This is a genomic window from Rothia sp. HMSC061D12 (assembly GCF_001836735.1).
Classification (GTDB): Bacteria; Actinomycetota; Actinomycetes; order Actinomycetales; family Micrococcaceae; genus Rothia.
The window spans coordinates 180,153-195,837 of record NZ_KV830311.1 but is presented as its reverse complement, the minus strand read 5'-3'; the positions used below and the strand labels follow the sequence as shown (position 1 = coordinate 195,837).

The window sequence follows — 15,685 nt, the reverse complement described above, 5'->3', positions numbered from 1 at the left end:
ACTGGAAGGGCATTGCGACCCTGGGTGCGACGTTCTTCGGCACCATTGCGCTGGGTTTCATTCTGATGCCTAAGGATGCGCCGGAGTTCTGGTTCTCTGCGCTGACGAACCCCTCGCGTGTGGGTGGCCTGAACTTTGTGGATAACGTCTCGATTCAGGGTTGGCTGCTGCACTTCGGTCTTTCTGAGAGCGCCGCGAAGCCTGTCTACTACGCCCTGGCGCTGGTCACGATCGTGCTGACCGCCGCACTGCTGTACCAGCTGGAACGCCGCGGTGCCGCGCTGGCGCAGGTGGCGGTGACCGCCTCCTTGATGGTGGCGCTGTCGCCGATTAGCTGGTCGCACCACAACGTGCTGCTGCCCCTGCTGGCTGCCGTGTTCATCATGGACGCGTTCCCGACCTATTTTGCGGTTCAGCCGGCGTGGCTGCGGGTGACAGCGACCGTGTTCGCGGTGGTTGCGGTGTTGGGCCTGTATATTTCGCCGATTAGGATTGCGTCCTGGTTCCACGGTAGCGCTGATGGTTTGGAACAGCTGGACCCGGGCGCGTTGGCGGTTTCGGCTATTCCCGCGTTCTGCCTGTGGGTGACGATGACGCTCTGGTCGGTTGCCGCCCTGAGCGCGCCGGTGCGTGGCGCGAAGGTTGAGCCCGTGCAGTACGGTTCCGTGCGTAGCGATGCGCCTCTGGGCTGGTGGGGCGCTCGCGCCCTGGTGACCGAGAGCGCCGAGTCTGTGCGCGCTGAGTCTGTGCGTGCCGCCGCTTCCCGTGAGGCAACCGCGTGAGCCGCGATAAGGAACTAGAAAAGACCCCCGTGAAGAATACTGACACGAACTCCGCTACGACCGCGGAGAATACCGAGGCGGCTGCACCGAGGATTCCCTGGGCTTCGGCTAGCTCTACTACTGCACCGGTTGCGGAACCGGCTGCTGAAAGCACTGTAGAAAGCGCGGAGCCTGCCGCATCCTCTGCAGCCACCGCGGAAAAAGCGGCAAAGGAAGAAGTCGCCGAAGAAACCGCCAAGGAGCTTGCCAAGCCTGCGCGTCGCAGCTTCTTTGACCGCATCCCCGGCATGCGTAGCGGCGCTCTCTGGGCGCACCTGCTGTTCATCCTGGTTGCCCTCTACGCCTTCGACTACGTGACGCACGCGGCGGCTGACGATATTTACGTGTACCGCCTGGGCGCTGTCTCCCTGGCGGACGGCCCGGACGGCTACCAGCTGTACACCTTCCGCACGCGCGGCCTGCCGTTCACCTACCCACCGTTTGCGGCGTTGCTCTTCTACCCGCTCGCGTTCCTCACCGAGCCGCAGAGCATGCTGCTGATTACCGCCATTATTTGCGCGCTCTGCTACTGGTGCGCGTACCTGTTGTACTCCTACGCGCGTAGCCGCTCGTGGCGTCTGCCGTTGCAGAAGCACCTGGGTCATTGGGGTATGGTGTCGCTGATTGCGGCGCTGATTTGGATGTGCGGCCCGTGGCGTTTGACCACGCATTTCGGGCAGATTAACGCCATTATTCTGATGCTGATTCTTGCCGATTTTATGCGCCCGGCAACCCGCGTTCCGCGCGGTGTGCTGCTGGGTATTGCGGCGGGTATTAAGCTGACCCCGCTCGCGTTCGGTCTGCTGCTACTCATGCGTAAGGACTGGAAGGGCATTGCGACCCTGGGTGCGAGCTTCGCCGCGACCGTGGCTATCGGCTTCCTGGTGATTCGCGAGGAGTCGTTCACGTTCTGGTTCCACGCGGTGCGTGACACCTCGCGTGTGGGCTGGTTCAGCTACTTCGATAACGTGTCGATTATGGGCACGCTGACCCACGCGGGCCTGCAGCATCACCTGACGGCGACCGCGCTGTCGGTGGTGCAGGTGGCGTTGACCCTGCTGATTGTGCTGGTCACGGCGGTTCTGCTGGTTCCGCTGATTCGTGCCCGCGCGCTCATGGCGCAGCTGGCGCTGACCGCGTTCATGATGCTGCAGATTTCGCCGATTAGCTGGTCGCACCACAACACCTGGTACCCGCTGATGCTCGCCGCCGTGGTCATGGAAATCTTCCCGCTCATGTACCAGCGGGTCAGTTCCTTCGTGTTCACGCTGGCTGTTATTTTGGCGACTGCGGCGCTGGTGGGCATGTACATTTCGCCGTTCTGGATTGTGCTGGCGTTCTCCCCGCACTTCAACTCGGATCAGATTCTGATGGTGCCGGAAGGCTCCCTGGGCCTGATGGCGGGCACCATGCCGTACCAGCTGATGTACCTGTTTATCCTGGTGACGTTCTTCGTGTACCTGGCGAATCGTCAGCTGGTGGAGCGTGCGGCACGCGCCGCAGGTGACGAGCTGGCGGAGGCGAAGTACTCCCGTTAAGGCGGCGGGCGCCTCCAGCAGGGTATAAAACCTCACCGGGCATAAAAGTATCCCCCGCACCCATCACGGATGCGGGGGATAACTTTATGCACAACCTGCTGACCTAGTCAGCCAAGCTACTAGTTAGTGCCGATGCTCCAGGTAATAGCGGAGTCGGTACGAACCTGCAGGTAGCTCTTGTTGCTCTGAACCCACTGTATGTTGCTCTTCACGGTCGGGATGGTCGAGGAGAAGAACGGGTCGTTCTTGGTCGCGTTCAGAACGGTGAAGCCGCGGGTGGTCGGGCCGCTGGTCTGGAACTCCATGGTTGCCTCGGTGCCTTCGTAGGTGAAAGCGTAGTAGTTCATGGTGCTCTGGAACTTCTCACCCTTCTTGTAGTGGGGTGCGGAGTCTGCATCGTAGACGCGGATGGTCCACTCGCCCTTACCGGTCAGATCCAGCTTGCGGGTGGGGGTGGAGTGGCTGCTCGCGTCAATCCACGCGGTGCCCTTGATCTCCTTGCCGTCGCGGCTGGAGTCGAGAACGCTCACACCCGAGGTGAGGTTGCCCTTGTCGTCACGGCTGGTGATGAAGGCGTTGACCACGCCCTCTGCGGGCTTGAACTCGTAGTAGATCAGGCCTGCGGACACATCGCCCTTGATCTTCTCAATGTCGATGGTGTCCTTGTTGTCGGCGACGGTCTTCTTGTATTCCTTGAACTCGCCCTCGGGCATCTTCGCTTCAGCAGCAGCAACGGGTGCTGCGGAAGAAGCGGAAGTACCTGCCGCCGCGCTCTCAGATGCGGGAGCGGAAGAAGCCTCAGAGGATGCTGCCGCGGAGGACGCCTCAGCGGAAGTAGCCGCCGCGCTCGATGCCGCCGCAGAATTGGAGGCGGGGTTCGAGTTACCGCGCGGAATCAGCATGACAATCGCCAGGATGATGACAATCAGCAGAGCCAACGCACCACCGATAACACCCCACAGCTTGGTGCCGGAGAGCAGGCCCTTCTTCTCGGAGCCGTCCTCGCCATTGCCCTGGTTGCCGGGCTCGGTCATGTAGGGGTTGCTGAGCGCCACGGTTGCCTGGTCCTGATCAGACACCTGACCCTGGTAGGGCTGCTGAGCGTTGTACGGCTGACCCTGGTAGGGGTTGCCCTGGTACTGACCGCCCTGCGCGTTCTGACCCTGGAAACCCTGACCCTGGTACTGGCCACCCTGGAAGTTCTGGCCCTGGAAGCCCTCACCCTGGAAGCCTTCAGCCTGGTTCGGCTGGAAGCCGTTCGGTGCCTGACCCGCCGGGATGAACTGTGCGTTCTGGTCACCCTGCACGTTCTGGCCGGGCTGTTCCGAGAGGTTCACGGTGCGCTCGGACAGGTTGACGGTGCGCTCAGTCTCGGGGGTGTGGAACTCAACGAGCGGGGAGTTCTCGATGGTGTGGGGAGCCTCTTCGGTGGAGGCGGGAGCCTCAGCGACCGGCTCGACTGCCGGCTCAGCGGCAGCGGGTGCCTCGGGGGCAACCTCGGCGACCGGCTCAACAACGGGCTCTGCAACAGGCTCGGAAACGACCGGCTCGGATGCAACGGGCTCAGAGAGCACGGGCTCAGCAACCGGTGCCTCAACAACGTGCGCCTCAACGGGCTGCTCGGAAGCAGCCTGCTCAGCAACGGGAGCCTCAACAGCGGGCTCTTCAGCCACAGCCTCTTCAGCAGAAGCCTGCGGGGTCAGAACCTGCTCGGGCAGAGCGGTACCGGTCAGCGGAACCTGAGTCAGGTGACGCATCGGCTTGGGCTCAGACTCCTCAGCGGACTCAGCCGCGGGTGCCTCTACCTGCTGTGCCTCAACGTGGGGTGCCTCAGTCTGGGCCGCCTCAGCCTGGGGTGCTGCCACCTCCGGAACCTCGACAATCTGCTCACCTTCGAGCTCAGCGGCGAGCTGCTCCAGGTCAACGTCCTCAACGGTCAGCGGTGCCGCAACCTCGGCGGGCTGCTCAGCCTCAACAGCGGGCTCAGCAACCTGCTCAGCGGGAGCCGCCTCAGCAGCGGGCTCCTCGGGAATCAGCGGCTCAATAGTAGCCTCTTCAACCTGAATGGGTTCGGGCTCGGGCTCTTCGACCCACAGCTGCCAGCCTTCAGGAACGGGACCCCACGCGGGGTCGGGGCGCCACGTAGGAGTGGGGGCCCATCCGGCAGGAGGAGCGGGCCAGTTGGGCGGCGGATTGAAGACGAGTGCCATAAGAAAGCAGCCTTTCTGGTGCTGAAAAAACACCCCGGAAGAGCGGTCATCAGCGACTATGTATATGAGCGTATTATCGCTACAAATTATGGCATAGGTTCAGAAAATGAACCCCGTGAATGGTGGGTTTTTAGCCTTATTCACGGCTTTTTCAATGGTTTTGGAACATTCCGTATCAATCAGTACTTGAAGGTTGCCGCATGCCCGGTCACCATCGACCCCGCGGAGGCTAGGATTAAAGAATGAACACGACACCGCCTCCCGCACCCCCGCAGGTAGCCACCGGAACCCCCGCTGCTCCTGCGCCTGTTGCAGGTCTTGCCTACCACCGCCTCTCCCACGCCGACCCGAAATCCCGCTGGTTCTCACCCCTGCTGGAAGGTCTGCTCGGCGTCACCGTATTTATTGGCCTCAACCTGATCATTTCAGTTGCCCTGGCTGCGACGATTATGGGTTCGGGACTTTCCCTCCATGATGTAGCTACGAACCGCTCCGTCATTATGGAGCACCCGGCGCTGTTCGCGCTGACCTTCCTCTCCCTGATCGCGATTGTGCCTTCGCTCTTTCTGGCGCGCCTGGTCGTGGGCCCGAAGCCCTGGGGTCTGATTCATTCGGTGGCGGGCCGTCTGCGCCGCTCGCTACTGCTTCCGTACCTGGGTTTGAGCTTCGCTGTCTATGGCATCTACTACGCCGTGATGCTGGCGTTGAGCGGTGAGAGCCTGCCCGAATACCGCTATTTTCAACCTCCACAGGTTGAATTTTGGGTTTATGTGGCGATGATGCTGCTCCTGGTGCCCGTGCAGTGCTACGCCGAAGAGCTCGCCTACCGTGGCTTCATGATGCAGATGCTGGGCCGCTGGCTCCGCACCCCCTGGCTGCCGATTGTGCTGCCCGCAGTGCTGTTCATGCTCTCCCACGCCTACGACCCCTGGGGTCAGAGCACGATTCTCGCGATGGGTATTTACGCGGGTTTCCTCTGCTGGTACACCGGCGGCCTGGAAGCCTCCATCAGCCTGCACGTGGCAAATAACGTGATCCTGATGCTGCTGTCCATGGTGGCTGGTCTGGATCCGTTCGCCTCCGAAGGCGTGACCCCCGTGGATGCACTGCAGGGCATCGCGCTGGAAGGCGTGTACGTGGTGCTCGCCTGCCTGATCTTCAACGCACGTGCTCGCCGCGGCGAGGTTTCACGTGAAACACAACCGCTTAAGGTTGATAAATAGGCTATTTGGCGGGTTGCTCTAGCTCAGCTACCCCAACCCGCCCGCCCCGCTCCATTCGAGCCTCACCAGGGCTATTACTCCACACCGAGTGGACTATCAGCCCCGGTCACCCCGTCAACACCCAAGAAAAGGTAGGGTTAAACCATGACTGTTGATGCTGTAAAAAATATTGAAGACCTCGCCGCATTCGTGGCGGAGTCGCCGGTCTCTTACCTCGCCGCGCGCACGGTAGCGCGCCGCCTGCAAGCAGCAGGCTTCACCGAGCTCGTAGAGACCGAAGCATGGGACCCGCAGGTCGCAACCGGCCGCCACTTCGTCGTCCGTGACGGCGCGATTATCGCCTGGGCTGGCGGCGCGAAGGCGCAGAAGGCAAGCGGCTACCGCGTGCTGGGTGCGCACACCGACTCGCCCTCCCTGAAGGTCAAGCCTTCCTCCTCCATCACCACGAAGGGCTGGCACCAGATTGCCGTCGAGAATTACGGCGGCGCACTGCTGAACTCCTTCCTCGACCGTGAGCTGTGCGTGGCGGGTCGCCTCACCGTCTTGGAGGACGGCGAGCTGAAGGACCGCCTGGTGCGTACCGGCCCGATTGCACGCATCCCGCAGCTGGCACCGCACCTGGACCATAAGCGCAACGAACTGGTGCTGGACAAGCAGTTCAACATGTACCCCGTGTGGGGTGTGGACCCGGCGGAGAACGACGTGCTCGGCTACATGGCAAAGCATGTGATTGACGGCGAGCCGGTCGACCCGCAGAGCATTGTGGGTTACGACCTGCTGTTCGCTGATTCGCAGCCGCCGCGCCGCTTCGGTGCGGATCAGGAGCTGTTCGCCTCGGGTCGCCTGGATAACCTGTCTTCGGTGCACGCGGGTCTGACCGCCCTGGAGCGTTACGTTGCCGATAACGCGGACGAGCACGCCACCGAGACCGTGATGCTCGCGGCGTTCGACCACGAGGAGCTCGGTTCGGAGTCGCGTAGTGGTGCGGCTGGCCCGTTCCTGGAGGATATTCTGGTGCGCCTCTCGGCTGCGCGCGGTGAGAGCACGGAGGAGTACCGCCGTTCGGTGGCGGCGTCGTTCTGCCTGTCGGCTGATGCCGGTCACCTGGTGCACCCGAACTATCAGGGTCACCACGACCCGACCGTGCAGCCGTTGCCCGGTGGTGGCCCGCTGCTGAAGATTAACGCAAACCAGCGTTACGCGACGGATTCGGTGGGTGCCGGCGTGTTTGCCGCGGCGTGTGCGAAGGCCGGTGTGCCGTATCAGGAGTTCGTGTCGAATAACAATATGCCGTGCGGCTCGACGATTGGCCCGATTACGGCAACCCGCCTGGGTATGCGCACCGTGGATGTGGGTATTGGTTTGCTGTCGATGCATTCGATGCGCGAGATGTGCCATGTGGACGACATGGCGTACATGACGCGCGCGGTGGAAGGCTTCTTCCGCCTCTAAAATGAACCCCGCTGAGGTATGAACAGCTGGGGAGCGGGCGCCGGGAACGTATGGTTCCCGGCGCCCATATTTTTAAGAATCTTTTCGGAGGTGTTTACCTCTTGAACAGGGTCTAGTTGTGCTGTAAAGTAACCCACAATACGTTATACATATGTTGTAAACTACTTGTTTTTGAGAAGTTTTCACCAATGATGGTGCACCATCAGCTCGTCACCGGCGTAGCGAGCGAACCCCAACGTGAAAGGCGGTTCCCATGTTCTTCGATATTTCTCTGATCCCGCTGGCGGTTTTGATTATTGTGGGTCAGCTGAAAAAAGCACCACCAAGGTTGCTAAACAACCCCAGCTATCAGAAGGAGAGGGGGCAGGTGCGAAAGCACCTGCGCATCCTGGATGTGCTCGGCGTGGGTTTTGCTCTTGCCCTGATGATTATTCAGTGGGGTAACCCCGCGTTATCGCTTGCCTTTCAGGCGTTCGTTATTTGGGTGGTTCCCCGGCAGTTGTACGAGCTCTGGCAGAAGTTCAACGTGTCGCGTGGGCTACTCTTCGCGTGTGCTGTCGCGCTAATCGTTATTGAGTTTGGGTTGGCGCTCCTACCCTAACCTGCACCCTATAACAGTTGTGGCGGTGACCGAACAACGGTCACCGCCACAACTCTTTTTGGGATTAGGTAGGGGTTCGATTAGACAGGGTTGTCGGGGCTGGGCAGGGTTACCACCTCAGACCAGCGAGTATCTTTAGCGGCCGCACGGTTCGCGTCGCTCTTCTGCTTCACATCGGCGGGTGCCTGCTGCGCAACAGCGTAGGCGTGATCAGCCTAAGCCTTCTCGTATAGCGCCAGGCACTCGGCTTCTGCTGATTCAGCCTCGGTATGCGTGTGGGGTGTTTTGCAAATACCCACACGGAATGGCAAAAATTTCAGCGAATTATCTGGAGTATTTAATCACTGTTAGTAGATTACGGCTTGTCAGAAGTATTTAAAGGGGGAGGAAAAGGCAATATTGGTTTTACTGAAAAAGACACATATTTTCATTGACCATATATCAAATCTGCAGGTATAGTGGGGCGCAATACATTACTGCACCCACGTTATGAGGTGGCCCCATGGCTCTCACCCCGAAGACCTTCTCCGACCGTCGCAGCATTGTACGATGCGGTACCATCGCGGCTGTCCTGCCCCTGTTCCTCGCCGCCTGCGGTGGTGCGAACACCGCGGCAAGCAGCACCTCCTCACCCTCCACGGCGAGCGCCTCAGCAACGGCAAGTACCACGCCCACCGTCAGCTGCTCCTCATACTCCGCCGAAGCTATCGCCTCAGCAGAAGCCACCAAGCCCGTCCCGCGCACCGATGAACAATACCCCGCGTACATCCAGTACCGGCACATCCTCGCAGACGGCGCCCACATCATTGAGCCCAGCGAAATCGACAGCAAGTGCCACGCCGCACTCAAAGCAGGGCGGAGCGCCCTCCCCGAATACGTTCAAAACATCGATGCCTACAACGCCCACCCCAGCGTCGGACTCACCGACCCCTTCGCCGGTAGCGAGTACCGAGACATCAAGAACCGCAACGAATTCATCCCCCACCGCGCAGACCTGGAAGAAGCCGCATACCCCGAGATGATTATTCGTCTCTACGAAAAGTGGTACGAGGCAGCCCCCGCAGACATCAAGACGCTCAGCGACGCGAACCGTGCACGATTCCTCGCCACGAGCACCTACCAGCAGTGGAAGGCCCAGCCCCAAACCCCCAGCAGCTCCCGCGCATAAATCCACTCACGCATAAACCCGCGCAAAAACAGCTGTGGCGGTGACCGAACAACGGTCACCGCCACAACTCTTTAAGCGGTCATTACCGGGCTTATTTTTTTTGGGGGGGGGGAGGGGCTAGTTGCCCTTCACCTCGCGTGCCAGAGCCAGCAGCTCCTCATGCACCGTCGTATCGCCCGTAACCTCCGGGTGGAAAGAAATACCAATCAGGTTGCCCGAACGCACACCCACAATCTTCCCCTCATGACGAGCCGTCACCTGCACACCCTCACCAGTGCCAGTCACAATCGGCGCACGAATAAACGCCGTATCAATAACCACCTCATCACCGGCAGGGGTCAGCCACGGCAGGCGCACCTCCGCAGAATCAACCTGCGAACCAAACGCGTTACGACCCACCGAAACATCCAAAACACCCAGCGACTGCTGACCCGGCGCCGGATCATCAATACGCTCCGACAACATAATCAGGCCAGCACAGGTACCCAGAGTCGGCAGACCCGAAGAAATCGCCTCAATCAGCGGCTCACGCACACCAAAAATACGGGTCAAACGGTCAATCGTCGACGACTCACCACCCGGCAAAACCAGCGCATCCAGACCCTCAAGCTGCTCACCAGTACGCACCCAACGCACCTGCGCACCCAGAGACTCCAGCATCTCCGCATGCTCACTCACGCCGCCCTGCAACGCCAAAACACCAACCGTAAAACCCTCACCCGGCAAAACACCGGTAGGCTGAACCTTCTCAACCATCACCGCTCCCTTCACAAAACAACAAACACAACAAACACAAGGAGGGTGGGACCCGCCTCAGCGAACCCCACCCCCTCATCAAACACTCACCCCGAATACGGGGTGCGCGCACGAATTACCAGCCGCGCTCCGCCAGGCGGTGCGGTGCCGGGATGTCAGCAACGTTAATGCCGACCATAGCCTCACCCAGGCCGCGAGAAGCCTCAGCAACCTTCTCCGGGTCGTTGTAGAAAGCAGTAGCCTTCACGATAGCCTTCGCGCGAGCAACCGGGTCGCCCGACTTGAAAATACCGGAACCAACGAACACGCCGTCAGCACCCAGCTGCATCATCATTGCAGCGTCAGCGGGGGTAGCCACGCCACCAGCGGTGAACATCACCACGGGCAGCTTACCGGTCTGAGCAACCTCACGAACCAGCTCGTACGGTGCAGCCAGTTCCTTAGCCTTCACGTACAGCTCGTCGGGCATGGTGTTGTACAGGCCCTGCAGCTCAGCAATCTGACGCTTAATGGTGCGGATGTGCTTAGTCGCCTCAGAGACGTCACCGGTGCCAGCCTCGCCCTTCGAACGAATCATAGCGGCACCCTCGGTGATACGGCGCAGAGCCTCACCCAGGTTGGTAGCACCGCACACGAAAGGCACCTTGAACTGGTGCTTATCAATGTGGTTCACGTAGTCAGCGGGAGAAAGAACCTCAGACTCGTCAATGTAGTCGACCTTCAGGGTCTCCAGAATCTGAGCCTCAACGAAGTGGCCGATGCGTGCCTTCGCCATGACCGGAATCGAAACAGCATCAATGATGCCCTCAATCATGTCCGGGTCAGACATACGAGCCACGCCGCCCTGCGCACGAATATCCGCGGGAACGCGCTCGAGAGCCATGACGGCAACAGCGCCAGCATCTTCAGCGATCTTAGCCTGTTCGGGGGTGACGACGTCCATGATGACGCCGCCCTTGAGCATGTCGGCCAGGCCGCGCTTAACAAGCGGGCTGCCGGTTACGGTGTTGTTATCAGTCATGACCTTATCTTCTCACGTTCTGAGTGTTCGCGCGCACTCACAGGGGCGGATTTTCTGTTCTCTGACACAGTACGACCCCAAGTTCACGTCAGAACGACACAAAACGTCATGAAAAGCGGTTAGAGTAGGGCGGTTCATGGGCTGAGCAGGCCCGGCTGAGCAGACCCGCCGGATGCACGCAGGTCGCCTCCCATAAACTCACATCCCGAGCGGCCATAAGGCAAGGTTTTGCTCAGGGTAAACATCCACCCACCCGCACTGAACAACGGTAAAATACAGAAGCTACGCCCGCACTCGTCCCCACGCGGAAGCCTCACGGCCCAGGGAACGAGCAAAACATTTTGGGCACCCTGGCACCCGCACACTCGCGGACATCAGCCGTCTATCAGACGCACACCATGAACCAGCCGCCACATCCAAAAGGAACACACCAAATTGCTTGAAGTCATCATTGCCCTATCGCTGGCAATTCTTCTGGGTAATATCCTCGCCCATAAAATACGGATAACCCCCGCCATTCTGCTCATTTTCCTGGGGCTTGTGCTGGCGCTCATCCCCGTTCACGCCATGCACGAGGTGCGCGAGGTCGGGCTGCCACCGCACGTGATTCTCGAAATCTTCCTGCCCGTGATGCTGTTCTGGGAGACCCGAAACACCTCCTGGCGTGAGGCGCGCGCTCGTCTGCGCGGCATTCTGCTCTCGGGCACGGTGCTCGTAATTTTCACGGCGTTCGTTATCGCCTGGGTGCTTCACACATTTATGGGCGTCTTCATCTGGCCTGTGGCGCTGATTATCGGTGTGGCGCTCGCCCCCACCGATGCTGTGGCCGTGGCAACGCTCAACGGCAAACTCCCCAAATCTTCCATCACCACCCTTAAAGCGGAAGCACTCATTAACGACGGCACCACCCTAGTTCTTTTCGCACTCGCCCTGCAGCTTGCGGGTGGTCATGAACTTACCCTGGGGACTGCATCCGGAATGTTCTTCTTCTCGTTCCTGATTGGAACTCTCGTTGGCCTGGCCGTCGGATGGGGTGTAGATAAGCTGCGTGCGCACATCGGCAACCCCATGAACTTCAGCGTGTTCATGTTTACCGTGCCGTTTATTGCTTTCTTCCTGGCTGAAGAGATCGAGCCTTTTGAGGGCATGAAAGGTTCCGGAGTGGTGGCTGTGGTGGTCGCCGCTTTCTACCTGACCTATCGCGGACCGGATACCATCAAACCCCAAAACCGTTTCTACGGTCTGCCCATCTGGTCGTTTGTCTCCTATGTCATGAACGGTGCGCTCTTCGTGCTCGTGGGTGTTCAGCTGCCCAGCGCCACAGCGCCTGTGGATGATGTTCTTCGTGAATACAACTATGCGTGGGCTTTGACGTTCGCCGTGATTGTGGTGGCATGGCTTGTTTCCATTGCGGCGCGTTTTATTTTCCTGCACGTCTCGATCGGTATTATTCGTGCCCTTGACCGTTCAGAAAAGCAGAAGCAGCTGCGCACAACTTTCCGTGGCCGTGTAGTGAGTACCTTTGCGGGACTGCGCGGCGGTGTTTCCCTCGCGGTGGCTCTCTCCGTGCCGACTGATGTTCCCGCGCGTGACTTTATTATCTTTGTTGTTGCGGGCGTGGTTCTGCTGTCGATGGTGGTTCAGGGGATGCTCCTGCCGCTCGTTATTAGGTGGGCGAAAATTCCGGTTGATACCACCGAAGAAGATGAGATTAATGAAGCAATCCGCACGATCATTGCCGAGTCCTTCGACTCTGTGGCTGAGATCGGCCAGGAAATTGGTGCACCACAGTGGATTATCGACCGCATTGCCGACGAACAGATGTACAACGCGAGTATACACCGCAACCTGCACGCCGTTCGTAAAGACGGTGCGAATGCGCCGGAAGAAGCCCGCCGCATTATTGAAGCGGGCGACCTTGAGAAAGAGCTGCGCCTGCGGCATTTGGAGAAGCAACGCAGCGTGCTCAAGCGCCTGCGTAATGAGCGCATAATCGACACGAATGTGCTCCACGCGATTCAGGAAATCCTGGATATTGAGGAGGTTCGCGTGCTTGGTCCGGTTGAGCTCGAATAGCTCACACTCCTACATGCGATACGTATGAGGCGAGGCGCCCCACCCCTAAACGGGGAGGGGCGCCTCGTTGCTTTTTATGGCTAAACCTCTAGACCCACCACTACGTGGAGACGGTACAATACACTAGCCCGTTTTTTCGCGCGGACCACGCTTCTTGCCGCGCACCGGACACAACACAGACTAGAACCACAGGAACCTATGACGTCCCACCAGACTGAAAATAACGCGCCCAAAAACGGCGCACCCAACAACACCGCACCCGCCGCAGGACACGGCCCGCACGGCGCAAGCGAAGACCCGCAGAACATCTACCTGCTCAAAGAAGCACCCATCCTCAAGGCGCTCCTCTCCCTCGGCGTGCCCATGGCACTCGGCCTCGCCATCACCAGCATCTACAACGTGGTGAACTCCTACTTCGTCGGCCACTACGGCGGCACCGAAGACCTCGCCGCCACCAGCTACGGCGTGCCCGTCTTCGGCGTCATCATGGCGATCGCAGGACTGTTCGGCCTGGGCTCCTCAACCCTCGCCTCCCGCAAGCTCGGTGAAGGCCAGCCCGCCCACGAAATTCACCGCGTCACCTCCTTCGCCCTCTACTCGGCGCTCGGTGCCGGTATCGTCGCGGCGGCTATCGGCTTCATCCTCGCCGACCCGATCACCAGCATCATGGGTGCATCCGGCGGCTCCTACGAACCGACCCGCATCTACGTGCACCTCATGTTCCTCGGCGCGCCCCTCGCTATCGGCATGTTCACCCTCGAACAGCTCGTCCGATCCGAAGGCTACGCCAAGCAGTCCATGTACGGCATCATCGTCGGCACCGTCGTCACCTGCATCTTCGACGTGCTGTTCATCGCCATCATGGGCATGGGCGTCGCCGGTGCCGGTTGGGCGATGCTGCTGGCGAACGGCGCATCCATGCTGTACTACCTGCTGTTCCTGATGCGTCAGAGCGAGAACTTCTCCGCGAACATCCGCGACTTCTCCCTCGACCCCGCTATCATCAAGCCCGTGGTCGCGGTCGGTGCTGCTGAGCTCATTCAGAGCCTCAACCTGATCTTCGCCGCCCTGCTGCTGAACAACCTCGCCGCCTCCTACGGTGACGACACCGTCGCGGCGTTCGGCCTGGCAATGCGCCTGAACATGGTGCCCGAAATGCTGTGCATGGGCCTGTGTATGGGCGGTATCCCGCTGTACGCCTACGCTTACGGTGCCCGCAACGGCGCCCGCGTGAAGGAGGCGCTGCGCACCGCAACGATCCTGTCCGTGGCGACCTCCGCGATCATCACCATTCCGGTGCTGATTTTCCGCCGTGAACTGCTCGCCGTGGTTGGCGATGCAAGCCTCATCGACACCGGCGAGGAGATTATGGTTGCGCTGATGCTCGCCGCCGTGTTCAACGCGGTCAGCATCGTGTTTGTGTCTTGGTTCCAGGCGGCCGGTAAGGGCGGCCCGGCAATGCTGATGACCCTCGGTATTGCTCTGCTGTTCTTCCCCGCCGTGTACTTCGGCAACATGTGGTTCGGCTTTAAGGGTCTGACCTGGGCGTTCCCCTTCACCCAGGTGCTCGCCTGCGCGTTGGGCCTGGTGCTGTTCCTCGCCACGGGTGGCGCGAAGGTACCGCCCGCTGAAGCTGAGGTTGAGGCTGAAGGTTCTGAGGATTCGGACGTTCAGGCTGCCCAGGTTTCTGGCGCACAGCCCGAACAGAAGGCATAGTCCTCGGTCTGCAAAAGCATAGTAAAAGCCCCGAACTCCCACCAAGGGAGTTTGGGGCTTTTACGTTAGGTCATTTGCCGGTTGAGGCGCTAGTTCTTCCACCAGGAATCAAAAATCGTCACCGGAGTAGTGCGCTTATGGCGGCTACGCAGGTAAATCTGCTCCAGCTTCGCAGCTGCCGCCTCATCGATTTCCTTACCCTCCAGGTAGTCATCAATCTGCGGGTAGGTCAGACCCAGCTCATCCTCATCGGTACGGCCGGGCACGCCGTCCAGCAGGTCAGCCGTCGGCGGCTTAGCCCACAGACGCTCAGACGCACCCAGCACCCGCAGCAGCAGCTGGTTCTGGCGCTTGTTCAGGCCGTACAGCGGTAGCAGGTCCGCGCCGCCGTCACCGAACTTCGTGAAGAAACCCGTAATGGACTCCGCCGCATGGTCGGTACCCACCACCAGGTAGCCGGGGCCGCCAGCCACCGCGTACTGGGCAATCATGCGGGCGCGCGCCTTCACATTACCCTTGTTGAAGTCGCTGATCTGCTCGCCGGTCGCGGCAGTGTAGGCGGTGTCGAAGCCGTCGACAGCCTCCGCAATGTTGAAGGTCAGGGAGCGGGTGGGCTGGATGAAACGCAGCGCCTCCTGCGCGTCCTCTTCGTCGTGCTGCACACGGTAGGGCAGGCGCACCGCCACGAACTCGGTGGTGCGGCCACGCTCGTTGAGGCGGTCCACCGCCAGCTGGCAGAGGCGACCCGCCAGGGTGGAGTCGATACCGCCGCTGATGCCCAGTACCAGGCCGCGGCTTCCGGTGGCTTCCAGGTAGTCGCAGATGAACTGGATGCGGCGCTCCACTTCTTCGCGTGCCTGCTCTTCGGTCATGTTGGGCTTGACGCCCATTTCACGGATGATCTGTGCCTGTAATTCACGCATGACTTAAGTGTACGCTCCACCTTATAGCCCGTGCGGTGAACCGCCGAGGGAGGCGAGGTAGTGTTCCACACGGTGCGTTCAGACCCGCCCGCGCTAACTAGCCCACCTCGGGCAGGGTGAGGCAAGCAAATACCCCCGGCAGACGCGTACAGCATCCGCCGGGGGTATTTAGCTAGAATG

12 protein-coding genes are annotated in these 15,685 nt (G+C 60.3%); 8 read left to right on the top strand and 4 right to left on the bottom strand.

Annotated elements, in window-relative coordinates; all coding sequences use genetic code 11:
• Both HMPREF2682_RS09170 and HMPREF2682_RS09165 read left to right on the top strand, forming a co-directional pair.
• Window positions 1-782: glycosyltransferase 87 family protein (locus HMPREF2682_RS09170; protein WP_141762631.1), on the top strand; the 782-nt coding region annotated here is incomplete at its 5' end.
• Window positions 779-2,359 carry a glycosyltransferase 87 family protein gene (locus HMPREF2682_RS09165; protein WP_246827304.1) on the top strand — a complete coding sequence of 527 codons (1,581 nt, stop codon included), beginning with the start codon at window positions 779-781 and terminating at the stop codon, window positions 2,357-2,359. The genes HMPREF2682_RS09170 and HMPREF2682_RS09165, both read left to right, overlap by 4 nt.
• Before the next feature lie 119 nt (window positions 2,360-2,478).
• On the opposite strand, the gene HMPREF2682_RS09160 is transcribed toward HMPREF2682_RS09165, so the two are convergent.
• A complete protein-coding gene (locus HMPREF2682_RS09160) occupies window positions 2,479-4,569 on the bottom strand; it encodes a hypothetical protein (RefSeq protein ID WP_070833466.1) in 2,091 nt (696 codons plus the stop codon).
• 242 nt (window positions 4,570-4,811) lie between these two features.
• On the opposite strand from HMPREF2682_RS09160, the gene HMPREF2682_RS09150 reads away from it, so the two are divergent.
• The 4 genes from HMPREF2682_RS09150 to HMPREF2682_RS09135 all read left to right on the top strand — a co-directional run bounded on the left by HMPREF2682_RS09150 (window position 4,812) and on the right by HMPREF2682_RS09135 (window position 9,013).
• Window positions 4,812-5,792 (top strand): CPBP family intramembrane glutamic endopeptidase, encoded by a 981-nt coding sequence (locus HMPREF2682_RS09150; RefSeq protein ID WP_070833464.1) that lies wholly within the window; start codon window positions 4,812-4,814, stop codon window positions 5,790-5,792.
• 144 nt (window positions 5,793-5,936) lie between these two features.
• Window positions 5,937-7,244, top strand: coding sequence for a M18 family aminopeptidase (locus tag HMPREF2682_RS09145; protein WP_070833463.1), 1,308 nt, complete (start codon window positions 5,937-5,939; stop codon window positions 7,242-7,244).
• A 253-nt stretch (window positions 7,245-7,497) separates the two neighbouring features.
• Window positions 7,498-7,845 carry a hypothetical protein gene (locus HMPREF2682_RS09140; protein WP_070833461.1) on the top strand — a complete coding sequence of 116 codons (348 nt, stop codon included), beginning with the start codon at window positions 7,498-7,500 and terminating at the stop codon, window positions 7,843-7,845.
• A 502-nt stretch (window positions 7,846-8,347) separates the two neighbouring features.
• Entirely contained in the window at window positions 8,348-9,013 is a 666-nt protein-coding gene (locus HMPREF2682_RS09135) for a hypothetical protein (protein WP_070833459.1), read from the top strand.
• A gap of 117 nt (window positions 9,014-9,130) precedes the next feature.
• Here HMPREF2682_RS09135 and pdxT read toward each other — a convergent pair whose 3' ends face one another.
• Window positions 9,131-9,769 (bottom strand): pyridoxal 5'-phosphate synthase glutaminase subunit PdxT, encoded by a 639-nt coding sequence (gene pdxT / locus HMPREF2682_RS09130; RefSeq protein ID WP_070833457.1) that lies wholly within the window; start codon window positions 9,767-9,769, stop codon window positions 9,131-9,133.
• A 115-nt stretch (window positions 9,770-9,884) separates the two neighbouring features.
• Entirely contained in the window at window positions 9,885-10,790 is a 906-nt protein-coding gene (gene pdxS, locus HMPREF2682_RS09125) for a pyridoxal 5'-phosphate synthase lyase subunit PdxS (protein ID WP_005507298.1), read from the bottom strand.
• A gap of 435 nt (window positions 10,791-11,225) precedes the next feature.
• Here pdxS and HMPREF2682_RS09120 point away from each other — a divergent pair, with 435 nt between their 5' ends.
• A complete protein-coding gene (locus tag HMPREF2682_RS09120) occupies window positions 11,226-12,866 on the top strand; it encodes a Na+/H+ antiporter (protein ID WP_005507297.1) in 1,641 nt (546 codons plus the stop codon).
• 198 nt (window positions 12,867-13,064) lie between these two features.
• Entirely contained in the window at window positions 13,065-14,582 is a 1,518-nt protein-coding gene (locus HMPREF2682_RS09115) for an MATE family efflux transporter (RefSeq protein ID WP_070833455.1), read from the top strand.
• A gap of 89 nt (window positions 14,583-14,671) precedes the next feature.
• Here the strand turns inward: HMPREF2682_RS09115 and nadE are convergent, their stop codons facing one another.
• Entirely contained in the window at window positions 14,672-15,505 is an 834-nt protein-coding gene (gene nadE / locus HMPREF2682_RS09110) for an ammonia-dependent NAD(+) synthetase (RefSeq protein ID WP_049338303.1), read from the bottom strand.
• Window positions 15,506-15,685 lie beyond the last annotated feature (180 nt).